Genomic DNA, 23,641 nt, shown 5'->3' with positions numbered 1-23,641 from the left:
CTCCCTCACCAGGTGACGGGCAGGGAGTTGACGCCCTGCACCGTTCCCGTGCCGGTGCCGCGCAGCGACAGGTCCGAGACCGGCACCGCCAGGCGCAGCCCCGGCAGCCGCCGCCACAGCGTGCGGAAGACCACGTCGAGCTCCAGCCGGGCCAGGTTCTGCCCGATGCACTGGTGGATGCCGTAGCCGAAGGCCAGGTGGCTCCTGCTGTCGCGCCCCACGTCGAAGGTGTCGGGCGCCTCGTGGACCCGGGGGTCGCGGTTGGCGAGCGTCCCCGAGAACAGCACGCCCTCACCCGCGCGGATGGTCTTCCCCGCGATCTCGATGTCCTCAGCGGCAACCCGTGCCCCGGCCAGGTCGGTGACCTGGAGCATCCGCAGCAACTCCTCCACCGCCGCGGGCACCGCCGAGGCGTCGGCGCGGATCCGCGCCAACTGCTCCGGGTGCTCCAGCAGCAGCACCGTTCCCAGCGAGATCACCGAGGTCGTCGTCTCGTGCCCGGCGACCAGCAGCACCAGTGAGATCTGCACCAGCTCCTCGTGGGACAGGGTGCCTTCGCGCACCTCCCGCCCGGCCAGCCGCCCCATCAGGCCCGGCCCGTCGCCCGACTTCCTCAGCTGCCCGGCCAGTTCGGACAGATAGCGGGTCAGCTCGGCACCAGCGGCCTGCGAGGGTCCGGCCTCGGTGGCCTGCATCAGCCGCCGTGAGGCGTCCTGGAAGAACGGCACATCCTCGTCCGGCACACCCAGCAACTGTGCGATGACCCGGGACGGCACGTTCAGTGCCAGGTCCGGCACCAGGTCGGCGGGCGGGCCCTTCGCCTCCATGGCGTCCAGGCACTCGTCCACGATCCGCTGCACGTCCTCCCGCCAGGCCCGGGACTTCTTCAGGCTGAAGTCGGGGTTCAGCAGCTTCCGGTGCACGTCGTGCACGGGCGGGTCCATGGCGATCAGCGGCAGCCGCTGCGCGACGGCGGCGGCGAACCGCGGCGCCAGCACCGGGTAGTCGGGCCGGGTCCGGTCGGCCGACAGCCGGGTGTCCGTCAGCAGGGCCCGCGCCTCCTCGTAACCAGTGACGAACCAGACCTCCCGGCCGTCGAAGAGCGTCACCCGCGCCAGCGGCCCCTCCCCGCGCAGCACGTCGTACCCCGGCGGAGGCTCGTGGGGACATGTACGGGGCTGGGGGAACGCGGGCACCTGTGCGGGGGAGACATCGGCGGGGGAGCGCATGGGCTTTCCTCTCCGGAGGCGGCAGCGGACGTGGCCGAGCACGCGCCGCACCAGCGGCCGGCGGCAGTCGGCGACCCGCACGCTACGGCCGCCCGGCACCCACGGCCATCGTTCATCAGGGGCGCTTTGTCACGGCTTTAGACGGCGTTCCCGACGGCGGCTCAGGAATGTGAAGAAGGTGTTTCCCCCGATGAAAAAGAGAGGGGTTAGTGAGGCTTTAGGGCCGGTTCGCAGGATGGAACCCGCGCTTCGGCCACCGAGCGCGGCGACGGCGCTGAACCGGTGTTCCCGCCCTGAGGCCGTCCGCGGTCACCCCACCGGAAAGGACCACCATGCACACACCCGACGTCTTGGACACCCGAATCCTTTCCGTGGGAACAGCCCTTCCCGGCGCCCCCGTCGGCACTGCCGAGCTCGCCCGCAGATTCGGCATGGACGCGCTCTGGGAACAATGGGTCGACGCCTTTATCGGCACCCGGTCGCGGCATCTCGCCGTTGACGTCGCGACCGGACGCCAGACCGCCACCCTCGCCGATCTCGCCACCGAGGCGGGCCGGCGCGCGCTGGACCGGGCCCACGTGGAACCCCACGAGATCGACCTGCTCGTGATGGGCACCTCCACCCCCGACCAGCTCATGCCTGCCACCGTCAACGTCGTCGCGGACCGCCTCGGCATCAACGACGTCTCCAGCTACCAGCTCCAGTCCGGCTGTTCCGGCGCCGTACAGGCCCTCGACGTGGCCCGGCAGATGCTGCTCACCGGACGCCACCGCACCGCCCTTGTCCTCGGCGGCGACGTCGTCGCCCGCTTCTACGACATGACCGCCGACCTCTCCGCGCTGCCGCCCGAGCAACTGGTCAACTACGTGCTGTTCGGCGACGGCGCGGGCGCGGTCGTACTGACCACCGAACCTGCCCCCGGCACCACCACCCTGCGCGCAGTCCGCACCCGGCTGGTGGGCCTCGGACGCGAACCCGGCGCCCTGCTGGAGTGGCGCGGCCCCGTCGACCGCAACCCCGGCCGGGCCCCCGCGGCCGAGGACTACAAGGCCATCGAGAAGCACGTGCCGCTCATGGCTGCCCAGATGCTCGACGAGACGCTCGACGAGGCTGGGTGGACCCGGGAGGACCTCCACCACCTGCTGCCGCCCCAGCTCTCCGGCCGCATGACCGAGCGGATCGTCGCCCACCTCGACGTGCCCACCGCGGCCGAGGTGAGCTGCGTCGACGAGACCGGCAACAACGGCAACGCGCTCGTCTTCTTCCAGCTCGAACGCGCCCTGGAGAAGCTCGGCCCCCGCGAACGCGCCGTCGGCATCGCCATCGAGTCCAGCAAGTGGATCAAGTCGGGTTTCGCACTGGAGAGGGACTGACCACCCATGACCACCTCGCCCCGGGCGCCCGGCACCGCCCCCGGAGTCCTCGCCCTCCACCGGGAAGGACGCCTCGCCGCCGACTACCCGCTGCTCGGCCCCGCCCTCGCCGAGGCCGACGACGACGAACTCGCCCGCGCGGGCCGCCTGCTGACCCGGATCAGCCCGGACGATGTCCTCGACGCCCACCCCGGCCTGCCCACCCTGTCCGTGGCCGTCACCGGCCACGGGACCGTCGCACCCCTGGAAGCCTCGCTGTCCGCCGAGGCCGCCCGGCACGGAATCGTGCTGCGCACCGAGCTCTCCCCGTACGACGCCTGGATCTTCGACCTCACCGACCCCGGCAGCGACCTCTACGCCGCCCGGCCCGACCTCACCCTCTGCGTGCTCGACCCTATGGTGATCTTCGACGAGGTGCCCACCCCCTGGGGCCCGGACGAGGTCCGGCAGGTGTGGGACGCCAAGCTGCGCCTCGTCGAGCGGATCGCCGTCACCTTCGCCGACGCCGGGTCCGGCACCCTCGTCGTCAACACCGTCCCGCTGCTGCGCACCTTCACCGCGCAACTCCTCGACCTGCGCTCCCGCGCCCGCCTCGGCGCCGTCTGGCGCGAGGCCAACGCGCGGCTGCTACGCCTCGCCGAGGAACACCCTGCCCTCGTCGTCCTGGACCTCGACCCGCTCGCCGCCGAAGTGCCCGCGCACGACACCCGGCTCTCCGCCTACGCCCGCGCCCACCTCAGCCCCGCCCTGCTGGCCCGCTACGCCCGCGAGGCGGTCCACCTCGCCCGCCACCTGGCCGGACGCACCAAGAAGGCGCTCGTCCTCGACCTCGACGGCACCGTGTGGGGCGGCACACTCGGCGACGACGGACCCGAGGGCATCGAGGCCGAGGGCACCCCACGCGGCGAGGCGTTCGCCGCCTTCCAGCGCACCGCCCGCCAACTCGCTTCCCAGGGCGTGCTGCTGGCCGCCGTCAGCAAGAACGACCTCGCCCCCGTACAGGAGGTGCTGCGCGACCACCCCGGCATGACCCTCACCGAGGACGACTTCGTCCGGGTCCTCGCCAACTGGCGCCCCAAGCACCTCAACCTCACCGACCTCGCCAACGACCTCAACGTGTCCGCCGACAGCTTCGTGTTCGCCGACGACAGCCCCTACGAGTGCGGCCTGGTTGCCCGGGAGCTGCCCGGAGTGGCCGTGGTCCGTCTGAACGACGAGCCCGCCCAGCACGTCGAACGGCTTCTGCACGACGGATGGTTCGACACCCGCGAACTGACCGCCGAGGACCGTGCCCGGCCCGCCCGCTACCGCGAGGAGCTGGAACGGCAGGACTTCAGCGACGGATTCGACTCGCTGGAGGGCTACCTGAGCGAACTGGGCGTCACCGTCGACCTGCGGACCGCCCGGGACGCCGACGTGCCCCGGCTCTCCCAGATCACCCTGCGCACCAACCAGTTCAACCTCACCACCGCCCGCCTCCAGCCGCCGGACGTCGAAGCCTGGCGGAAGGAGCCCGGGCGCCAGGTGCTCACCGTCCGCAGCGCCGACCGGTTCGGTGACAACGGGCTCGTCGGCGCCCTCTTCCTCCGCAGCGAGGACGACGTCACGCACATCGACAACTTCCTCCTCAGCTGCCGGGTTTTCAGCCGGGGCATCGAGACGGCCTGCCTCAGCGCCGTCCTCGCCCATGCCCAGGCCAACGGGGCCCGGGCCGTCCACGGTCACTACCGGCCCAGCAACAAGAACGGGAAGGTCGCCGACCTCTACCCCCGGCACGGATTCTCGCCCCTGGCCACCCCGGACGACCCACCGGAGACCGCCACCGGCGGCGGACCTGGCGCCACCGCCTTCCGCCACGTCCTGGAGACCGTCCCGCCGCAACCCGACCACGTGCGGTTGTCCACCGGCATCGAAGGGTCCGACCAGTGAACTCCATCGACGACTTCGTCCAGCTCCTCCGCGATGAACTCGGCCTCTACATCACCCGCGAGGACATCGCCAGCACCTTCGACCAGATCGACGGATGGGACTCGGTGCACCTGCTGACCCTCCTCACCCACCTGGAACGCCTCACCGGCCGCCGTATCAACCTGCCGGACGCGCTGGAGGCACCCACCCTCGAAGAGCTCTACACCGTGGCGGTCGGCCGATGAGCAGGCGCGGGCCCGCCCTCATGGCGCCCCAGCGACGCCACACCCTCTTCTTCCTCGACCAGATCCGCGCCTTCGCCCCGGTCCACCTCGACACCGAGGTCGACATGACCGCGGTCCGCAGCCACCGGGCCGGGTCGGGCCGCCGCTACTCCACCGTCAGCTACGTCCTGCACACCGCCGCCCGCGTCCTCGCCGACCACCCCGAGGCCAACGCCGCCGTGCGGGGGCGGCTCCGCCCCCGCGTGACCCACTACTCCTCGGCCGCGGGAAAGCTCACCCTAGACAAGGCCCTGGACGGCCGACGTGTCGTCCTCGGGGCGGTACTGCACGAGCTCGACCGCGCCACCCTGGACAGCGTCCAGGACCAGGTCGACACCCACCGCGACAGCGACCCCCGTACGGCACCCGCCTTCGCCCCGGTGCGTGCCCTGCACCGGGCCCCGTGGCTCCCCGCGCTGCTCCGCTTCCGCAAGGCGGCCCGCGACCTGGCGGCCCGGCCCGCCGTCACCGGCACCTTCGCCGTCACCTCCCTCGGACACCGGCCGGTCGACGGCTTCCACTCCGTGGGTGGCACCACGATCACCCTCGGCCTCGGCCAGACCGCCGAACGCCCGGTCGCCCGCGACGGACAGGTCACCGTCGCGCCCCTCATGCGGCTGAACCTCACCTTCGACCACCGCGTCATCGACGGCGCCGAGGCCGCCGACATCCTGGCCGAGGTCCGCCGGGGACTGGAGACCTTCACCGGCGCCGCGGACGGCGACCCGACGGACGCCGAGGACCGCGAACCACGGGAACAGGCCACCGCCCCCGCGGTCGCCGACACCGAGGAGGCCGCCCGGTGAACGACATCGCCGAGCTCAAACGGTTCATCGTCGGCCATCTGAGGGCGCAGGGCATCCCCGACGAGCGCTACTCCGGACTGCTCACCGGCATCACCCACGACCGCGACGGCGCCCCCGGCTCCTGGGCGCACGAGCTGACCTCGGCCGCCGACGCCCTCGCGGACGAGGGCCGACTGCTCGAAGCCTGCCAGTTCTACGCCATGGCGCGCTTCCCGTACCCGGACGGCCCCGGCCGGCGCACCGCCGCCGCACGCTGCGTCGCCACCTTCGACGCCTGGCGGCGCCAGGCACCCGTGACCATCGAGCCCCTGGACGTCCCACTCCCCGAGGGCCGGGTCCGCTGCTGGACCACCGGGCTCTCCCGGAGCCACCCCCGCCCCCTCCTCATCCTTCTCGGCGGCATCGTCAGCCCCAAGGAGCAGTGGGGCCCGCTGCTCGTCCAGATCGAAGCGCTGGGCATGGCCGGAGTCGTCACCGAACTCCCCGGCGTCGGCGAGAACACCCTGCCCTACGGCCCCGCAGCCTGGAGCATGCTGCCCGAGCTCGTCGACGCCGTCTCCCACACCGCCGACACCTCTCAGACGTACGTCGTCGCCCTCAGCTTCAGCGGCCACCTCGCCCTGCGCGCCGCGATCGACGACAGCCGCCTCAAGGGCATCGTCGGCGCCGGAACCCCGGTGCGCAGGTTCTTCACCGACCCCGCCTGGCAGCGCGGCCTCCCGCGCGTCACCACCGACACCATCGCCCACCTCACCGGCACACCTGCCGACCTGCTGCCCGACATCCTCCCCGCACGGGCCCTCACCCCGGCCCAGCTCGCCGCCGTACCCGCCCAGGTCGGCCACGTCACAAGTGAGCGGGACGAGATAGTCCCGCCCGAGGACGCCCAGATGCTCCGTCGCCACCTGCGCACCCTCAGCCACGACGACGTGCACGGCTCACCACGCCACCTCGCCGAGACCCGGCTCTGGACGTTCCTCACCGTGCTGCGCATGCGCCGCGACCACACCGACCGGCGCACCGCGCTCCACCAGGCCCTGCTCGACGAACGCTCCCGCAAGCGCGCACTGGAGGCGCCGGCATGACGGCCCGACCCGCACAGCCCCGGCCAGCCACCCCGCCCCCCGGCTATCTGGTGCGGCCCCCCGACCCCGAGGCGCCCCTGCGCCTCTTCTGCTTCCACCACGCGGGCGGCACCGCCTCCATTTACAACGGCTGGGACAGAGCCCTCGCCCCCGGGATCTCCGTCGTACCCGTCCAACTCCCCGGCCGGGAACGGCGCGTCCGTGAACCCCGCGTCGTCGACCTCGGCACCCTCGTCACCCAGCTCCAGCACCACCTGGGCCCCCACCTCGACGCCCCCTACGCCCTGTACGGCCACAGCATGGGCGCCCTCGTCGCCTATGCCCTGACCCGCGCCCGGCACGCCGCGGGACAGCGCCTGCCCGATCGGCTGCTCGTGGGCGCCTATCCCGCACCCCACCGGCAGCCCGTCCTCACCGGGACCCGCGACATGACCGAGGAACAGCTCAGCGAACTGCTCGTCGACATCGGCGGCATGTCACCCCTGCTGCTCCAGTACCCGGAGTGGCGCACCGCCGCCCTGGAACTGATCCGCGACGACCTCCAGATCTGCCACCGCCACCGCCACACCACAGCGCCACCGCTGCCTTGTCCCGTCGACGCCCTGACCGGCACCGAGGACCCGCTGCTCACCCGCGCCCAAGCGGCGGAGTGGGCCGACCACGCGGGTGGCGAGTTCGCCGTGCACGGCATCCCCGGCGGCCACCTGTTCCTCCGCGACTCGGCCGCCGCCGTCCACACCCTGTTGCGCGGCCTGCTGACCGCCGACGCCCGTTCTTGACCCGACCTCGACCACCGAGGGAGCGAGACGTGCCACAACGCACCGAAGTCGACCCGTGCGCCTTCCGCCACGCGCTCGGCCACTTCGCGACCGGCATCGCCGCGGTGACGGGCACCGGCCCGGACGACGGCGCCCCCACCGGCTTCGCCGTCAACTCCTTCTGCTCCGTCTCGCTCGACCCTCCGCTGGTGGCGTTCTGCGTGGCCCGCACCAGCACCACCTGGCCGGTGCTGCGCGCGGCGGGACGCGTCTGCGTCAACTTCCTCGCCGCCGGACAGATGCCAGTCAGCCGGCGGCTCGCCACCCGGGGCGAGGACAAGTTCACCGGGCTGGAATGGCATCCCGACACCCCGGGCGGCCTGCCAGTTCCCACCGGAACCCTGGCCTGGCTGGAGTGCTCGCTGGAAGCCGAGTACCCCGCGGGTGACCACGACATCGTCCTCGCCCGCGTACGCCACCTGGCGACCTCCTCGGAGCCGCCCGAAGCGAGTGACCCCCTGCTGTTCTTCCGCGGTGCCTACGGCGGATTCCGTGCTTTCGAAGCGGTTCGAAGAGGAGTGACGAGCAATGGTGAGTGAGTCCGTTTCCGCCGGCACCCCCGCGGGCGGGGTCCGCTCCGACATGCCGATCGCCGTGGTCGGCCTCGCGTGCCGCCTTCCCCAGGCCCCCGACCCCGGCACCTTCTGGGCCAACCTGCGCAACGGCGTGGACGCGGTCACCGACACCCCGCCGGACCGCTGGGACGCCGACGCCTACTTCGACACCGACCGGGACGCCCCCGGCAAGGTCCCCACCCGCCGGGGCGGTTACCTCGACCAGGTCGACCTGTTCGACGCCGGGTTCTTCGGCATCTCGCCGCGCGAGGCCGCCGCCATGGACCCGCAGCAGCGGCTCGTCCTGGAACTCGCCTGGGAGGCCCTGGAAGGCGCCCGCATCGTCCCCGACGACCTCCGCGGCAGCCGCACCGGCGTCTACGTCGGCGCGATCTGGGACGACTATGCCACCCTGCTGCACCGCGCCGGCCCCGCCGCCATCGGCCGCCACACCCTGACCGGCCTGCACCGCAGCATGATCGCCAACCGCGTCTCCTACTTCCTCGGCCTGCACGGCCCGAGCCTGGCGGTGGACGCGGGGCAGTCCTCGTCCCTGGTCTCCGTCCACCTGGCCTGCGAGAGCCTGCGCCAGGGGGAGTCCACGCTCGCCCTCGCCGGTGGCGTCAACCTCAACCTGGTGCCGGAGAGCGCGGTCGAGGCCGCGAAGTTCGGCGGGCTCTCGCCCGACGGCCGCTGCTACACCTTCGACTCCCGCGCCAACGGCTACGTACGCGGCGAAGGCGGGGGGCTGGTCGTCCTCAAGCCCCTGGACGCCGCGCTCGCCGACGGCGACCGCGTGTACTGCGTCATCCGTGGCACCGCCGTCAACAACGACGGAACGACCAACGGCATCACGGTCCCCAGCCGCACCGCGCAGGAAGCCGTGGTGCGCGAGGCGTTCACCCGTGCCGGGCGCGAGCCCCACGAGGCGCAGTACGTCGAACTCCACGGCACCGGCACCCCCCTCGGGGACCCCATCGAGGCGTCGGCGCTCGGCGCGGTCCTCGGTACCGCCCGGGAGGCCGGCTCCCCCCTGCTCGTCGGCTCCGCGAAGACGGGCGTCGGTCACCTGGAGGGCGCCGCGGGCATCGTCGGGCTGATCAAGACCGCCCTGAGCGTGGCGCACCGCCAACTCCCCCCGAGCCTCAACTTCGAGACCGTCAACCCGCACATCCCCCTGGCCGATCTCGGCCTGCGCGTCCAGACCGAACTCACTGCCTGGCCCCGGCCGGAACACCCTCTGGTCGCCGGTGTCTCCTCCTTCGGCATGGGCGGGACCAATGCGCATGTGGTGGTGGAAGAGGGGCCGGTCCGGGTGCCGGTGGAGGTCTCCGACGAGGTGCCCGGCCCGGCTGCGGTGGTGCCGTGGGTGGTGTCGGCAGGGTCGGCGGCGGCGTTGCGTCAGCAGGCGGTGCGGCTTGCGGAGTCGGTTGATGCGGGCACGTCGATTGTGGACGTGGGGTGGTCGTTGGTGGGTTCGCGGGCGGGGTTGCCGTTCCGGGCGGCTGTGGTGGGTGGTTCGGTGGAGGAGTTGCGGGCTGGGTTGTCGGTGTTGGCGGTGGGTGAGGGGGGGCCTGGTGTGATCGTGAACTCCGGGTCGGTGTCCGGGGGTTCGCGTTCGGGTTCGGGTTCGGGTTCGGGTGTGGGGTTTGTGTTTGCGGGTCAGGGGTCGCAGCGGGTGGGGATGGGGGTGGGTCTGGCGGCTGTGTTCCCGGTCTTCGCGGAGGCGTTGGCGGAGGTGTGTGCGGCGTTTGATGGTCTGTTGGAGGTGCCTCTCGCGGAGGCGTTGGTGTCCGAGCGTGTTCATGAGACGGGTTTTGCGCAGCCGGGGTTGTTCGCGGTGGAGGTGGCGTTGTTCCGGTTGTGGGAGTCGTGGGGTGTTCGTCCTCGTGTGCTGGCCGGGCATTCGGTTGGTGAGTTCGCGGCGGCGTATGTGGCGGGTGTGTTGTCGTTGGGGGATGCGGCGAGGCTGGTGGCGGCGCGTGGCCGTTTGATGCAGTGTCTGCCTGCGGGTGGTGGCATGGTGGCTGTGCGGGCCGGTGAGGGTGATGTGGCTGGTTTGTTGGGGGAGCGGGTTTCTCTGGCTGCGGTGAACGGGCCGGAGTCGGTGGTGCTGTCCGGTGAGAGTGAGGCGCTGGCGGACGCGGCTGCTGTTCTGGAGGGCCGGGGTGTCCGTACGCGGTCGCTGCGGGTGAGTCATGCTTTCCACTCGTATCTGATGGAGCCGGCGCTGGCGGGGTTCCGGGAGGTTGCGGAATCGGTGACGTATGGTCCGTCGGCGGTGCCGCTGGTTTCGACGCTGACGGGTCGTCGGGCTGTTGGGGGTGATTTGGCTTCGGCTGATTACTGGGTGGCGCATGCCCGTGAGGCGGTTCGTTTCGCTGAGGCGTTGGATGTTCTCGGGGGGGAGGGTCTGGCTGGGTTCGTGGAGATCGGTCCGGATGCCACGTTGGCCTCGCTCGTCCGTTCCGCGGGTGTGGTGTGTGTGCCGTCGCTGCGTGTTTCCGGCGATGTCGGCGAGGCGCAGGCGGTGGTCGAGGCGCTGGCGCGTGTTCATGTGGAGGGCATCGCGGCGCCGGAGTGGCGGGCGGTCTTCGGTCCGTCGGCCGGGTTGGTGGATCTGCCGACGTATGCCTTCGACCGCACCCGGCACTGGCTCGACGCACCCGCCGTCACCGGCGACCTCGGCGCGGCAGGGCTGACCCCGGCCGAACACCCCCTCCTCGGCGCCACGCTGGACCTCGCCAACGGCCACGGGCTGGTCGTCACCGGCAGCCTCTCCCAGCGCACCCACCCCTGGCTCGCGCAGTACACCACCTCCGACGACGCGGTGCTCGTCCCCGGCAGCGCCCTGCTCGAACTGGCTCTGCACCTCGCGGACCGGGTCGGCTACGCGGGGGTCGCCGCACTGGAGCTGTCCGCACCGTTGGTCGTGCCTGCGCGAGGCACCTTCCAGCTCCAGGCCGTGGTCGACGAGCCGGGCGAAGACGGCCTGCGCCCGCTGACCGTGCACGCCCGTCGCGAGCCCTCGGGCGACGAAGAACCGCAGCCATGGACCCCCTACGCGAGCGGGACGCTGACTCCGGAGGAGGTGCGCCCGCCCGAGGTACCCGGAGCGCGAGACGCGACGTGGCCACCGGCCGGAGCCGAGCCGGTCGCCCTGGACGAGCTGGAAGCCGCCGTCGCCGCCGGTCTCGACCACGGCCTGCCCGGCGTCGTCCGGGCCGCGTGGCGCCAGGGAGCGGACCACTTGGTGGAGCTGGCCCTTCCGCCGGAGGAGACCGGGGCGTACGACCTTCACCCGGCCCTGCTCGACGGCGCTCTCCTCCCGCTGCTCGCCAGCGGAGCGGACGAGAACGGGACGCGTGTACCGGCGAGGTGGCGTGCGGCGCGGCTCCATGCCGTCGCGGCGACCGAGCTACGCGTGCGGCTCTCCCCGGAGGAGAACGGGACGCGGGTAGCGGTGGCGGACGCCCAGGGCAATCCGGTCTTCACCGCCGAGTCCGTGTCCCTCCTGACCTTCCCCGAGGTCGGCCGCGGCCGCACGCCCGCCGACGCGGCCCACCTCTACACCGCCGCGTGGGAGAAGGCCCCCGCCGTGGACGCGGGCAGCGCCGACGTGGGCCCGCTGGCCGTGATCGGTACCGACCCGCTGCGCCTCGGCGACATGCCGGGAGTACGCGCGTACGAGGACCTGGAGGCGCTGGTCGACGCTGTCGGCTTGGGGGAGTCGGCACCGGCGGCAGTCTTCGCCCACATCCCCGGCGCGGAGAACGCGGAGCCCGCCCGGCTGACGCACGTCCGGAGTGCCGCCGCGCTCGCGTTGATCCAGCGTTGGCTGAGCGAGGAGTCCCTCGCCGCCGGGCGACTGGTTCTCACCACCCGGGGCGCGGTGGCCGTACGCCCCGGAGAGCCGGGCGACCCCGTGGCGGCCGCCGTACGCGGACTGGTCCGTTCCGCGGCCTCGGAGCAGCCGGGCCGGTTCCTGCTGGTCGATGGTGACGTGTCGGGGCCGCTGACCGACCCGGCGGCGCTGATCGCGCTGGCGACCGCGTACGACGAGTTCGAGTGGGCGGTCCGGGACGGCGTGCCGCACCGGTTTCGGCTGACCCGGCTGCGTACGGAACCCCAGGCGGAGCCGGGTGCCGAGGGTTCCGCGCCACTCGCGGGCCATGAAGTCCGCGTCGCCGTGCGGGCGCTGGCGGCGGAAAGCGCGCGCGGAGCGGGCCTCGCCGGAGTCGTCACCGAGGTCGGCGCCGGGCACACCCGCTTCTCCCCGGGGGACCGGGTGACCGGAACCGGCGACACCGTCCCCGGTACACGGGTGGCGATCGTCGCCCGTAACCTGGAGTCACTGCCGGACGGCTGGTCCTTCGCCGAGGGGGCCGCCGCTGCCGCGGCCGTACAGGTGGTCGCGCCCGCCCTCGACGGACTACCGGCGGGCGGAACCGTGCTGTTGCACGGCACGGCACCCGGCACGGCCGTGGCCGCCGCACGGCTGGCCCGGCGCCGGGGCGCAAAGGTGTTCGCGGTGGTCCCGCCGGACACCCTCCCGGGCCTGCGGGACGCGGGGGTGCCGGAGCACCGCCTGAGCGCCACGCTCACCGCCGGCCTCGCGGCCGAGCTGCGTTCCACCCCCTCCGGCGGTGCTGACGTGCTGCTCCGGTTCGACGGCACGGAGCCGGAGGCGGAACTCGGACACCTTCTCTCGCCGCGCGGCGGGGTAATCTCCCTGGCGGATGCGGCCGATCTTGCCGAGCCGAGGGGAGAGGCCCTCGCGGAGTTCCTGAGTGACGCAGAGGTCCGGCCGCTGCCTTTCGCGACGGCGGCGGCAGGTGGACCGCCGCGCGCCGAAACGGCGTTCGGGGTGTCGGTCCGCCTCGTCCCGCACGCGCCCGACCCGGACGGCACGGTCCTGGTCACCGGCGGCACGGGCAGCCTCGGCCGCCTGGTCGCCCGCCATCTGGTCGTGGTGCACGGCGCCCGAAACCTGCTGCTGACCAGCCGGTCCGGCCTCGCGGCCGAGGGCGCGCGGGAACTGGTCGTGGAACTGGCGGAACACGGCGCCCGGGTCACCGTCGCGGCGTGCGACGCCGCCGACCGCGAGCAGCTCCGGGCACTGCTGGACACGATCGCGGCCGACCATCCACTGACCGCGGTCGTCCACACGGCGGGCGTGCTCGACGACGGTCTGGTCGATACCCTCACCCCCGAACGGCTCTCCACGGTCCTGCGGCCCAAGACCGACGCCGCGTGGAACCTGCACGAGCTGACCCGGGACGCGGACCTCAGCCAGTTCGTGATGTTCTCCTCCCTCGCCGCCACGCTCGGCGGCCCTGGGCAGGCCAACTACGCCGCTGCCAACGCCTCGTTGGACGCCCTCGCTGAGCTGCGCCGGGCCCAGGGGCTCCCAGGGGTGTCGCTCGCCTGGGGCATGTGGGACGTGGACGGCGGCATGGTGGCCGGGCTCAGCGAAGCGGACCGGGCGCGGCTGGCCCGCAGCGGGCTGGTCCCGGTCGACGCGCGCACGGGGACGGCCTTGTTCGACGCGGCGCGCGCCGGGAACTCCGGCCTCGTCCTCCCTGTACCGCTGCGTCCGGGCCGACTGCGGGCACTGGCCGCGGAGGGACGTCTCCAGCCGCCGCTGCGCGGGCTGGTCAGCACCAGGACCCGTGCCGTCGGCGCGGCCGCGCCGAGCCCGGTGAGCCTGCGCGAGCAACTGGCCGCGGTGGGCGCCGTGGAGCGGGAGCGCGCCGTGGAGGAGCTGGTACGGCAGCAAGTGGCGGCCGTGCTCGGACACGGCGGAAGCGGCACGGTCGCCGTGGACCGCTCCTTCAAGGAGCTGGGCCTTGACTCGCTCACCGCTGTCGAGCTGCGGAACCGGATCATCGCGGTGAGCGGACTCCAGCTCCCCGCCACCCTGGTCTTCGACCACCCCACGCCACGGGCGCTCGCCGGGCTGGTGCTGGCCGAGCTGTCGCCTGAGCCCTCCGCCGCGCCCTCCTCCCCGCTGGAGCGGCTGGCGGAACTGGAGGCCGCGCTCAGCGAAGCCCCGGCGGAGCCGGACGCGCGGGCCGAGATCGCCCTGCGGCTGGAGGCACTGGCCGCCGCCTGGCGGAGCGGCCCGGACGACGGCACGGATGACGCCGACCGGATCGAGGAGGCCTCGGTGGAGGAGGTGTTCGATTTCATCGACCGCGAGCTGAGGACCGCCTCCGACCGCTGACGAGGCGTCGGCGAACGTGCCCGAAAGGGGCCGCCCGGATACACCGGGCGGCCCCTCGGTGGCGTGACCTGGCCCGACCGGTGCAGGCGGTGCACGAGTGGGCCGAGCTGCCGGTCACCACTCTCGACTGGTCGCACCTCGCGCCATCCGCCCGCGAGGCCGCGCTGCGTGATCTCCTCGCGGACGACCTGGCCCGGGGCTTGGACCTGGAGCCGGCCCCGCTGATGCGGCTCACTCCGGTCCGGTGCGCCGAGGAGAGCATCCGGGCGGTGAGGACTTCCACCACCTGCTCCTCGACGGCCGGCCCACCGCCGCCCTGCTCACGGACATCCTCACCGGATATGCCATCCCCGCCGGCGGAAAGACCGGCCCCGTCGCGCAGGCAGAGGCGGGCCCCGGCTGCGCGCCCTTCCGCGGCCACATGGCGCGGTCGTCCGGGCAGGACACGACGCCCGGCCTCGCCCACGGGTCCGCTCCGTCGTACCCGCCGCCGGGGTGGCGGCCCGGAGTGGCGGGCCGCCAGGCGGAGGGAGCGGACATGCCTCGGGCCCGGCCCCACCGTACGGGGGACCGGGCCCGAGGCCTGCTGTCCGTGGTCGCGCGTCGCCGCGCCGACCGCCTACAGGTTCAGCATCCGCATGCTGCTCTCCGGATAGCGTTCGCCCGCCACCTGCCCGGCGGGCACCAGCTCCTCCAGCTCGCGCAGCTCCTCCGCCGTCAGCGTGGCCCGTACGGCGGCGGTGTTCTCCGCGACGTGGGTGGGCCGCTTGCTGCCGGGGATCGGCACCACGTCCGGGCCGCGGTGGTGCACCCAGGCCAGCGCCAGTTGGGCTGAGGTCAGCCCGTGCAGGGCGGCGCGGCGGGCCAGTGCCCGGGCGAACTCCGCGTTGCGCTCGAAGTTGCCCGGGGCGAAGCGCGGCAGGGTCCGCCGGTAGTCGTCCGCGCCCAGCGAGGAGAGGAACGGGACCGACCCGGCCAGTAGTCCGCGGCCGAGCGGGGCGTAGGCGACGATGCCGATGCCGAGTTCCCGGCAGACCGGGGCGGCCTCGCGCTCGATGTCCCGGGACCACAGCGCCCATTCGGTCTGGAGCGCGGCGATCGGATGGACGGCGTGGGCCCGGCGAATCGTCTCGGGCCCGGCCTCCGAAAGGCCCAGGTGGCGCACCTTGCCCGCCCGCACCAGTTCGGCGGCGGCGCCGATCGTCTCCTCGACGGGCACGGTGGCGTCCACCCGGTTCTGGAACCACAGGTCGATGTGGTCGATACCGAGGCGCCGCAGCGAGGCGTCGCACGCCTGGCGGACGAAGGGCGCGTCACCCCGGACGCCGCGCCCCACCCGGTCCTCCCGGTGCCGGACCACCCCGTACTTGGTGGCGACCACGGCCTGGTCGCGGTGGCCGCTCAGCGCCTTCCCGAACAACTCCTCGTTCCGGCCATGGCCGTAGACGTCGGAGGTGTCCAGCAGGGTCACCCCCAGGTCGAGGGCGCGGTGGACGGCGCGTACCGCCTCAGCCTCGTCCACGGGGCCGTAGACCTCGGTCATCGCCATGCCGCCCAGTCCCTGCGCGGAGACCTCCAGGGGGCCCAGACGCCGGGTGGGCAGCGGACCACCGGCGCCTGCTGACGGCTGCGGTGCACTCATACCTGCTCCTGACTCACTCGGCGACCGCGTCGGCCGGCTGTGCCAGCTCCGACCGGAGGAAACGGACCAGCGCGTGCGGGGTGGGATGTTCGAACATGACGACCGGCGGCAGCAGCAGACCCGTCGCTGCGCACAGCCGGTTGCGCACCTCCAGCGCGGTGAACGAGGAGAAACCGATGTCCAGGAAGCGCGTGTCGGCTTCGATGGCCTCCGGTGCCGCGTGGCCCAGGATGTCGGCCGCGCAGCCCCGAACGAGGTCCATCAGGGCCCGCTCCTGCTCGTCGGGGGACAGGTCCGCCAGGTCGAGGCGTTCCGGTTCCCCCGGCTCCGCCGCGTCGGGCCCGTGGTGCTCGTGCGAGGCGAGCGTCGAAGCCGCGGCGGCTGGCGTGCTCAGCCAGAATGTGCGGTGCTGGAAGGCGTACGTGGGTAGCTCGACCGGGCCGGCGTCCCACGTGGCGAACACCTCCGGCCAGTCCCAGACGGTGCCGGTGAGGTGAGCCCGGGCCACGGCCGTGATCAGCGCCTCCGGCTCCGGCCGGGAGCGCGGCTGTACGGGCAGCGCGGTGGCGGCCCGGCCGAGGCAGGCCTCGGCCATCGGCGCCAGCACGGCGTCCGGCCCGAGTTCGAGGAACGTGGTGGCTCCGGCCTCGCCCAGGGAGCTCATGCCGTCCGCGAAGCGGACGGTGCCCCGAAGGTGCCGGACCCAATAGCCAGGGCTGGTCAGCTCGGTCGTGGTGGCGAGGGTGCCGGTCACGTTGGAGACGACGGGGATCGCGGGAGGCGCGTAGGAGATGCCCTCCGCGACCTTGCGGAAGTCCTCCAGCATGCCGTCCATGTGGGCGGAGTGGAACGCGTGGCTCACCCGGAGCCGCCTGGTCCTCGTCCCGAGGGCCGCCGCGGCCTCGGCGATCTCCTCCACGGCGTCGGCGTCACCGGAGACCACCGTGGAGGACGGCCCGTTCACCGCCGCGACGTCGACCCGCCCGCCGTACCCCTCCAGCAGCACGGAGATCTGTTCGGGGGCGGCCTGGAGCGACAGCATCGCCCCATCGCCGCGCATCCCCTGCATCAGCCGTCCGCGCGCGGCGACCAGCTCGGCCGCGTCCGGCAGCGAGAGGACGCCTGCCACGTGCGCCGCCGTCAGTTCGCCCACCGAGTGGCCCAGCAGCCGGTCCGGCGTCAGGCCCCAGCGCCGCAACAGCCGGAACTGCGCGGTCTCGACGGCGAACAGCGCGGGCTGCGCGTACTCCGTCGTGTCAAGCAGCGCAGCCGCCTCGCCGTCCGGCTCCGCGAAGACCACCTCGCGCAGCGGGCGGTCCAGGTACGGGTCCAGCGCGTCGCAGACCTCGTCGAAGGCCTCGGCGTAGACACGGAACGTCGCGTACAGCTCCCGGCCCATGCCGGGGCGCTGGCTGCCCTGGCCGGAGAAAAGCACTGCGGGCCGGACCGTGCCGCTGCCCGCCCGGCCGCGCAGCGCGCCCGGGTGCCGGGTGCCTTCGGCGAGCGCGGACAGACCCGCGATCAGCTCCTCGTCGGTCGCCGCGACCACGGCCGCCCGATGTCCGAGCGCCGTGCGCGTGGTGGCCAGGGAGAACGCCACGTCGGCGAGACCGGCGCCGGGCGCGCGGGCCAGATGCTCCCGCAGCCGCCCCGCCTGCGCGCGCAGGGCGGCCGGGGTGTGCCCGGAGACCACCCACGGCAGCGGTACGGGGTGCTCGCCCGCCGGGCGCTCACGGCGGGGGGAGGCGTAGGCGGCGTGTTCCTCGTCGCGCTCCGCGACAGCCTCCTCGACGGGCTCCTCCAGGATCACGTGGGCGTTGGTCCCGCTGATCCCGAAGGACGAGACGGCGGCCCTGCGCGGGCCCTCGCGCTCGGGCCACGGCGTGTTCGCGGCGACGGGATGCACCGTCCCCGCCGACCAGTCGACGTGCGGCGTCGGACCGTCCAGGTGCAGGGTGCCGGGCACCGTGCCGTGTCGCATGGCGTGCACCATCTTGATCACGCCCGCCACCCCGGCCGCCGCCTGGGTGTGCCCGATGTTCGACTTCAGCGAACCGATCAGCAGCGGCTGTCCGGCGGGCCGCGCCGCGCCGTACGTCCCGATCAGGGCCTGCGCCTCGATCGGGTCGCCCAGCCGGGTGCCCGTCCCGTGCGCCTCCACCGCGTCCACCTCACCGGCGGAGAGGCCCGCGTCGCGCAGCGCCTGTTCGATGACGCGCTGCTGGGAGGGGCCGTTGGGCGCGGTCAGGCCGTTGCTGGCACCGTCCTGGTTGACCGCCGTGCCCCGCACGGTGGCCAGCACCCGGTGCCCGTTGCGCCGGGCGTCCGAGAGTCGTTCCACGACGAGCATCCCGACGCCCTCGCCCCAGCCGGTGCCGTCGGCCCCGGCGGCGAAGGGCTTGCAGCGGCCGTCGGCGGCGAGCCCGCCCTGGCGGCTGAACTCCACCAGCAGCATGGGTGAACCCATCACCGACACCCCGCCCACCAGGGCCAGGTCGCACTCGCCGGAACGCAGCGACCGCGCCGCCAGGTGCAGCGCGACCAGGGATGAGGAGCAGGCCGTGTCCACGGTCAGTGCGGGCCCCTCCAGTCCCAGGTGGTAGGCGACGCGGCCGGAGGCGATGCTGGTCGCGCTGCCCGTCACGAAGTGCCCCTCGTACTCCGGGGGGACCTGGTCCAGCCGGGGTGCGTAGTCGGAGTAGACGACCCCGGCGTACACCCCGGTGCGGGAGCCGCGTAGCGCGGCGGGGTCGATCCCCGCGCGCTCCACGGCCTCCCAGGACGCCTCCAGCAGCAATCGCTGCTGCGGGTCCATCGCACCGGCCTCGTGCGGGCCGATGCCGAAGAAGTCCGCGTCGAACGCGCCCGCCTCCGGCAGGAAACCGCCCTCCCTCGCCGTCGTCGTCCCGTGCCGGGCCGGATCGGGGTCGTAGAGCGCGGCCACGTCCCAGCCCCGGTCCTGGGGCAGCGGCGTGATCGCGTCCGTGCCGGAGGCGACCAGCCCCCACAGCGCCTCGGGCGAGTCGGCGCCGCCCGGATACCGGCAGCTCATCCCGACGATGGCGATGGGCTCACGGTGCGCGTTCCGCGCCTCCTTGAGGAGACGGCGCGTCCGGTGCAGATCGGCCGTGACCCACTTCAGATAGTCGACCAGCTTCTTCTCATCAGCCATGAGGTATTGCTCTCCCGAGGACAGCGGCGGCCAAGGACACCATCCTCGAAGAGAGCTCTAAAGCGGCCCTAACCCAGGTCTTCGGCCCCCGCCGCGCGTGTGGCGACCGGCGCCGTCTCGGTAAGGGAGGCGAGCAGTTCGTACGAGCGGACCCGTGCCGTGTGGTCCCAGACCATGGTCAGTGCCATCACCTCGTCGGCGCCGGAGTCCGCGACGATCGCCACCAGCCGCTCCCGCACCCCGGCCGGATCGCCGACGACCTGGGTGGCCTGCCGCTCCCGCATGAACTCCAGATGGGCGGTGGAGAAGCGCGTGGCCTCCGTCTGGTCGGGCCTGGGCAGGGTGCTGCCCCGCTGGAGGCGGGAGAGGAGTTGGCCGTGGGCGAACGAACGCCCGAGCCGCTCCGCCTCGTCCGAGGTGTCCGCGACAATCACCCCGGCCGCGACGATCGCGTACGGCGCGGCCAGGCGCGGCGAGGGACGGAACTCGGCGCGGTAGGTGCGCAGGGCCGCGGTGCACTCCGCCGGGTTGATCACGTGCGCGTAGGCGTACGGGAGCCCGAGGCGGGCCGCTGCCGCGGCGCTGGAAGTGCTGGAGCCGAGCAGCCAGATCGGGGGACCCGGCGACACCTGCGGCACCGCGAACACGTCCGTCTCCGCCTCGCCGGGCGGTGCGAAGTAACTGGCCAGTTCGGCGAGTTGCTGCCCGAAGTGCTCGGTGCCCGCCGCCCGCGCCCCGCGCAGAAGCCCGGCCGTGTACGGGTCGGTTCCGGCGGCTCGGCCGATGCCGAGGTCGATCCTGTCCGGGTGCAGCGACGTCAGCACGCCGAACTGCTCGGCTATCGTCAGCGGCGCGTGGTTGGGCAGCAGGACCGCCCCCGAACCGACCCGGATCGATGTGGTGGCCGCCGCCACCTGGCCCACCAGGACGGCGGGCGAGGAGGTGGCCAGGCTGGGGGTGTTGTGGTGTTCCGCCACCCAGAATCGAACGTACCCGAGTCGTTCCGCCTGCTGGGCGAGATCGAGCGCGTTGCGCAGCGACTCGGCGGCGCTGGAGCCCTGCCAGACGGGCACGGTGTCGAGCACCGACAGGCGCAGCGGGCTGAGATCGGTCACGGAGGACATCCCTTCCTGGGAGTGCGGGTGGGAAGGGCACGGCGTACGTCCGCGTGACGGGGGATGCCGCCGGATTGCGGACTGCACGCGGGCGTCCGCCGTGCCCTGGTCAGTGGAGTTTCTCGATGACGCCGGCGAAGTCGTCCATGAAGGGCTCGACCACGGTGATGTAGCTGAACCCGAAGCGCTCCCGGTGGGCGCGGAGCTGCTCGGCCATCTCCTCGACGGTGCCGATCAGCAGCGTCGGCACCTCCAGGAGCTGGTCGACGGAGAGGTCGGGGCCCGCCTCGCGGAGTTTCTCGGCCGTACCCCGGCGGTCCCGCGTCACGGCGACGTTCTGCACGATGACGTTGAACTCCGGTGCCTTCTCGCGGCCCTCGGCCGCGGCGCGTACGAACCGTACCCGCTCGTCGACGGCCTCCGCCTCGGCCAGGGTGTACGGGCTGGGCGTGTCACCGACGACATGAGGATTGTCGACGCCGGTGGGGGCGGGCTTGACCCCGCTGAACGCCACGGTGTCCGCGTGCCGCGCCGCGAACCGCATCACCCGGTCCCCGGAACCGGCCACCATCAGCGGCGGGCCGAGGGGTTGGGTGGGCCGGGGCCGCACCGAGTCGTCGGTAGCCAGTCGGCGGACCGTGCGGACCACGTGTTCCAGGTGGTCCACCCGTCGGCCCGGCGGCTGCCAGGGCAGCTCGGCCTGCTTGACCTCGTCGGGGTCGTAGCCCGCGCCGAAGCCCAGCTCCAGACGGCCGCCAGTCAGCAGGTCCGTGGTGAACGCCTCCCGGGCCAGGAGCGTGGGGTTGTGGAAGCCGGAGTTGAGGACGAAGGTGCCCACCCGAGGCCGCTCCGTCACCTCCGCCGCCAGCAGCAGCGAGGGGAAGGGCGCGGGCATCCCGAGGTGGTCCGGTATGAGGATCACGTCGTAGCCGAGCTCCTCCGCTCTGCGGCACTTGGCGATCCACTCGTCGCGGGAGGTCATGAACGGCAGGCTGACGCCGAACCGGAAAGGAAGGGACACTGGATCTCTCCTCGTTTCCTGGCGCGCGCACGCGCCGGGGATGGCCTGTACGGAGCAGGCCCATCCTGGCCACCGGCGCTAAAGCCGGACTGAGCCAGAGCTTTCGCTGGAACAGCGGGGGCCGAGGGCGGTGCGGCCGCCGGGACCCCGTCACCCGTCCTCGGGGTCGGGGCGTTTCCCGCGCAGCACGAAGACCGCGATCAGCAGCCCCACGACCGCGAAGAGGGAACCGAGGGAGAAGGCGGCGGAGACGCCCTCGGCCAGGGCTCTTTGGGCCGCCTCGGCCTCGCTCAGCCCCGCCGGGAGACGCTCCTGCGCCGCCCGCAGGGACCGGCCGAACGCCGTGACCAGGAGAGCGAGTCCGAGCGATCCGCCGACGGTCAGCATGGCCTGGAGGACGCCCGAGGCGGCCCCGGTGTCCTCCTCGGGTGTCTCGGACATCACGGTGAGGTTGTGCGAGACGAGCGCGAGCCCGGCGCCCAGACCGAAGAGGATCAGCGGCCCCAGCACGCCGGTGAGGTAGTCGCTGTCGGGGGACAGCCGGGTGAGCCACGAGGTGGCCAGGCCGACGCTGACGATGCCGGTCACGGCCACCGGCTTGGTTCCGAACCGGGGAAGGATCTTCGGCACGAACTGCGAGGCGGCGAACACCGCGGCGGCCATGGGCAGGAAGGCGAGGCCGGCGATGAGCGCGTCGTAGCCCAGGACGCCCTGGAGGAACTGGACCAGGAAGAACCACATGCTGGTGAGGGTGGCGGCGATCAGCAGCAGGTTGACGTAGGCGCCTGCGCGGGTCCGCCGGGTGAACAGCCGCAGCGGCATGATGGGCTGCGCGGCCCGCCGCTCGATCCAGAGGAACGCTGCCATGAGCACGACCCCGACGGCGAAGGAGACCAGCGCCAGCGGGTCGCTCCAGGGGCCCTCGGAGACCCGGATGAAGCCGTACACCAGGGCGGTCATGCCGACGGTGGAGGTCAGCGCGCCGCCCACGTCGAACCGGCCGGGATTGCGGCCGGTCTCCTTGATGTACCGCGGAGCCAGGGCGACGACGAGTGCGCCGAACGGGATGTTGATGAAGAGCACCCAGCGCCAGGACAGGCCGGTGGTGAGGATGCCGCCGAGGACCAGGCCGAGGGCGAGTCCGGAACCGGCGACGGTGGAGTAGATGGCGAAGGCGCGGTTGCGTTCCTCGCCCTCCCGGAAGTTGGTCGCCAGCAGGGCGATGCCGGTCGGCGCGGCGAGAGCGGCGCCGACTCCCTGCAGTGCCCGGGCCGCCACCAGCGTCTCCGCGGTGGGCGCGAGCCCGCCGATCGCGGAGGCAACGGTGAACAGGACGGTGCCCGCGACGAAGATCTTGCGGTGTCCGAGGATGTCTCCGGCCCGCCCGCCGAGCAGCAGCAGTCCGCCGAAGGCGAGGAGGAAGGCGTTGATCACCCAGGAGAGCTGTGCCTCCCCGAAGCCGAGATCCTCCCGCACGGTGGGCAGGGCCACGTTCATGATCGTGGTGTCCAGTTGGAGCATGAACTCGCAGGACACGATGAGGGCGAGGGGGATCGCCGGGCCGCGGGTCGGTAATCCCGCCTCGGGGATGGTCCCGTCTGCCTGGCTCTGCTGCCGTGCTGATTGCGACATGTGCCGACTTTCTCCTGTGGGTTGGGGCAGCGGACGGGCTGTGTCCGGGTGCAAGAGAGGGACAAGCGGAGATAGTCTCCGTCTGGAGTCGGTACCGTACCGGAGGCACTGTCCGTTTTCAACGTGCCCGCGAGACGAGGAGTCCTCATGACCCCGGCCACCCCCGCCGACCAGCGACCGCCCATGCGCGCCGACGCGCGCCGGAACTACGACCGACTGGTGGCCGTGGCCACCGAACTCTTTCGCGAGCAGGGTGCGGACGCACCCCTCGACGACATCGCCAAACGGGCCGGTGTGGGACCCGGCACCCTCTACCGCCACTTCCCGCACCGCGACACCCTGCTCGCCGCCGTGGTGGCCGACAGTATCGACGCGCTGTACGCGCGGGCCGAGGAACTGCTCACCGAGGAAGACCCCGACGAGGCGCTGCGGCTGTGGCTCGTCGCCGCCACCCGGCACGCGGGCACCTGCCGCGGCCTCGCCGCGTCCCTGGTCAGCAGCATGTACGACGAGGGTTCGCCGCTGCGTGCCTCCTGCGACCGGATGCACGAGGCGGGGGCAAGGATCCTGCGCCGCGCCCAGCAGGAGGGCAACGCGCGCCAGGAGTTCGACGCCGCGGTGCTCTTCGAACTGGTCGCCGCCGTCGCCTGGGTCGCCGAGCGCTCCACCGACGGGTTCGCCTCCGCCGAGCGCCTCCTCCCCGCCCTCTCCAAGGGGCTCCTCGCTAGTCAGTGAGCAGGTGTGATGCCTGGTCAGGGGCGCTGTCGGCGCGCTGA

Annotated in this window: 15 protein-coding genes; 9 read left to right on the top strand and 6 right to left on the bottom strand. The window is 73.0% G+C overall.

Features of this window, described 5'->3' with window-relative positions; all coding sequences use genetic code 11:
- Positions 1–5: 5 nt before the first annotated feature.
- Positions 6–1,229: a cytochrome P450 gene (locus AB0F29_RS01740; protein WP_361866670.1), complete on the bottom strand. Its 1,224-nt coding sequence runs from the start codon at positions 1,227–1,229 to the stop codon at positions 6–8.
- Positions 1,230–1,561: 332 nt separating this feature from the next.
- Here AB0F29_RS01740 and AB0F29_RS01735 point away from each other — a divergent pair, with 332 nt between their 5' ends.
- Genes AB0F29_RS01735 through AB0F29_RS01700 form a run of 8 tightly spaced genes read left to right on the top strand, consistent with a single transcriptional unit; the run spans position 1,562 to position 14,283 of the window.
- Positions 1,562–2,602 carry a 3-oxoacyl-ACP synthase III family protein gene (locus AB0F29_RS01735; RefSeq protein ID WP_361866669.1) on the top strand — a complete coding sequence of 347 codons (1,041 nt, stop codon included), beginning with the start codon at positions 1,562–1,564 and terminating at the stop codon, positions 2,600–2,602.
- Between the two features lie 6 nt (positions 2,603–2,608).
- Entirely contained in the window at positions 2,609–4,531 is a 1,923-nt protein-coding gene (locus AB0F29_RS01730) for an HAD-IIIC family phosphatase (RefSeq protein WP_361866668.1), read from the top strand.
- Positions 4,528–4,755 (top strand): phosphopantetheine-binding protein, encoded by a 228-nt coding sequence (locus tag AB0F29_RS01725; protein WP_361866666.1) that lies wholly within the window; start codon positions 4,528–4,530, stop codon positions 4,753–4,755. The genes AB0F29_RS01730 and AB0F29_RS01725 overlap by 4 nt, the downstream gene beginning before the upstream one ends.
- Positions 4,752–5,600 (top strand): 2-oxo acid dehydrogenase subunit E2, encoded by an 849-nt coding sequence (locus AB0F29_RS01720; RefSeq protein WP_361866665.1) that lies wholly within the window; start codon positions 4,752–4,754, stop codon positions 5,598–5,600. Before AB0F29_RS01725 ends, AB0F29_RS01720 begins: the two co-directional genes overlap by 4 nt.
- Positions 5,597–6,685, top strand: a complete 1,089-nt coding sequence (locus tag AB0F29_RS01715) for an alpha/beta hydrolase (protein ID WP_361866663.1) — start codon at positions 5,597–5,599, stop codon at positions 6,683–6,685. Before AB0F29_RS01720 ends, AB0F29_RS01715 begins: the two co-directional genes overlap by 4 nt.
- On the top strand, positions 6,682–7,464 hold the full coding sequence (locus AB0F29_RS01710) for an alpha/beta fold hydrolase (RefSeq protein WP_361866661.1): 783 nt from the start codon (positions 6,682–6,684) through the stop codon (positions 7,462–7,464). Before AB0F29_RS01715 ends, AB0F29_RS01710 begins: the two co-directional genes overlap by 4 nt.
- 29 nt (positions 7,465–7,493) lie before the next feature.
- Entirely contained in the window at positions 7,494–8,042 is a 549-nt protein-coding gene (locus tag AB0F29_RS01705) for a flavin reductase family protein (protein WP_361866659.1), read from the top strand.
- Positions 8,032–14,283: an SDR family NAD(P)-dependent oxidoreductase gene (locus tag AB0F29_RS01700; RefSeq protein WP_361866657.1), complete on the top strand. Its 6,252-nt coding sequence runs from the start codon at positions 8,032–8,034 to the stop codon at positions 14,281–14,283. Before AB0F29_RS01705 ends, AB0F29_RS01700 begins: the two co-directional genes overlap by 11 nt.
- A gap of 619 nt (positions 14,284–14,902) precedes the next feature.
- Here AB0F29_RS01700 and AB0F29_RS01695 read toward each other — a convergent pair.
- The 5 genes from AB0F29_RS01695 to AB0F29_RS01675 all read right to left on the bottom strand — a co-directional run bounded on the left by AB0F29_RS01695 (position 14,903) and on the right by AB0F29_RS01675 (position 22,865).
- Positions 14,903–15,925 carry an aldo/keto reductase gene (locus AB0F29_RS01695; RefSeq protein ID WP_361866655.1) on the bottom strand — a complete coding sequence of 341 codons (1,023 nt, stop codon included), beginning with the start codon at positions 15,923–15,925 and terminating at the stop codon, positions 14,903–14,905.
- 13 nt (positions 15,926–15,938) lie between these two features.
- A complete protein-coding gene (locus AB0F29_RS01690; RefSeq protein WP_361866653.1) occupies positions 15,939–19,097 on the bottom strand; it encodes a type I polyketide synthase in 3,159 nt (1,052 codons plus the stop codon).
- Positions 19,098–19,165: 68 nt separating this feature from the next.
- Positions 19,166–20,212 (bottom strand): LLM class flavin-dependent oxidoreductase, encoded by a 1,047-nt coding sequence (locus AB0F29_RS01685; protein ID WP_361866652.1) that lies wholly within the window; start codon positions 20,210–20,212, stop codon positions 19,166–19,168.
- 109 nt (positions 20,213–20,321) lie between these two features.
- Positions 20,322–21,233: a TIGR03621 family F420-dependent LLM class oxidoreductase gene (locus tag AB0F29_RS01680; RefSeq protein ID WP_361866650.1), complete on the bottom strand. Its 912-nt coding sequence runs from the start codon at positions 21,231–21,233 to the stop codon at positions 20,322–20,324.
- A 150-nt stretch (positions 21,234–21,383) separates the two neighbouring features.
- Complete coding sequence (locus tag AB0F29_RS01675) at positions 21,384–22,865, bottom strand: MFS transporter (RefSeq protein WP_361866649.1); 1,482 nt, start codon at positions 22,863–22,865, stop codon at positions 21,384–21,386.
- A 147-nt stretch (positions 22,866–23,012) separates the two neighbouring features.
- Here AB0F29_RS01675 and AB0F29_RS01670 point away from each other — a divergent pair, with 147 nt between their 5' ends.
- On the top strand, positions 23,013–23,600 hold the full coding sequence (locus tag AB0F29_RS01670; protein ID WP_361866648.1) for a TetR/AcrR family transcriptional regulator: 588 nt from the start codon (positions 23,013–23,015) through the stop codon (positions 23,598–23,600).
- The last annotated feature ends 41 nt before the right edge of the window (positions 23,601–23,641 follow it).

Source organism: Streptomyces sp. NPDC026589 (assembly GCF_040638385.1).
Taxonomy (GTDB): domain Bacteria; phylum Actinomycetota; class Actinomycetes; order Streptomycetales; family Streptomycetaceae; genus Streptomyces.
This window is presented reverse-complemented; position numbering and strand designations above follow the sequence as displayed.

Bases quoted from the DNA above. Each gene is read 5' to 3' on its own strand.
- AB0F29_RS01740 (WP_361866670.1), bottom strand. From the start codon at position 1,229: ATGCGCTCCCCCGCCGATGTCTCCCCCGCACAGGTGCCCGCGTTCCCC.
- AB0F29_RS01735 (WP_361866669.1), top strand. From the start codon at position 1,562: ATGCACACACCCGACGTCTTGGACACCCGAATCCTTTCCGTGGGAACA.
- AB0F29_RS01730 (WP_361866668.1), top strand. From the start codon at position 2,609: ATGACCACCTCGCCCCGGGCGCCCGGCACCGCCCCCGGAGTCCTCGCC.
- AB0F29_RS01720 (WP_361866665.1), top strand. From the start codon at position 4,752: ATGAGCAGGCGCGGGCCCGCCCTCATGGCGCCCCAGCGACGCCACACC.
- AB0F29_RS01710 (WP_361866661.1), top strand. From the start codon at position 6,682: ATGACGGCCCGACCCGCACAGCCCCGGCCAGCCACCCCGCCCCCCGGC.
- AB0F29_RS01700 (WP_361866657.1), top strand. From the start codon at position 8,032: ATGGTGAGTGAGTCCGTTTCCGCCGGCACCCCCGCGGGCGGGGTCCGC.
- AB0F29_RS01695 (WP_361866655.1), bottom strand. From the start codon at position 15,925: ATGAGTGCACCGCAGCCGTCAGCAGGCGCCGGTGGTCCGCTGCCCACC.
- AB0F29_RS01690 (WP_361866653.1), bottom strand. From the start codon at position 19,097: ATGGCTGATGAGAAGAAGCTGGTCGACTATCTGAAGTGGGTCACGGCC.
- AB0F29_RS01675 (WP_361866649.1), bottom strand. From the start codon at position 22,865: ATGTCGCAATCAGCACGGCAGCAGAGCCAGGCAGACGGGACCATCCCC.
- AB0F29_RS01670 (WP_361866648.1), top strand. From the start codon at position 23,013: ATGACCCCGGCCACCCCCGCCGACCAGCGACCGCCCATGCGCGCCGAC.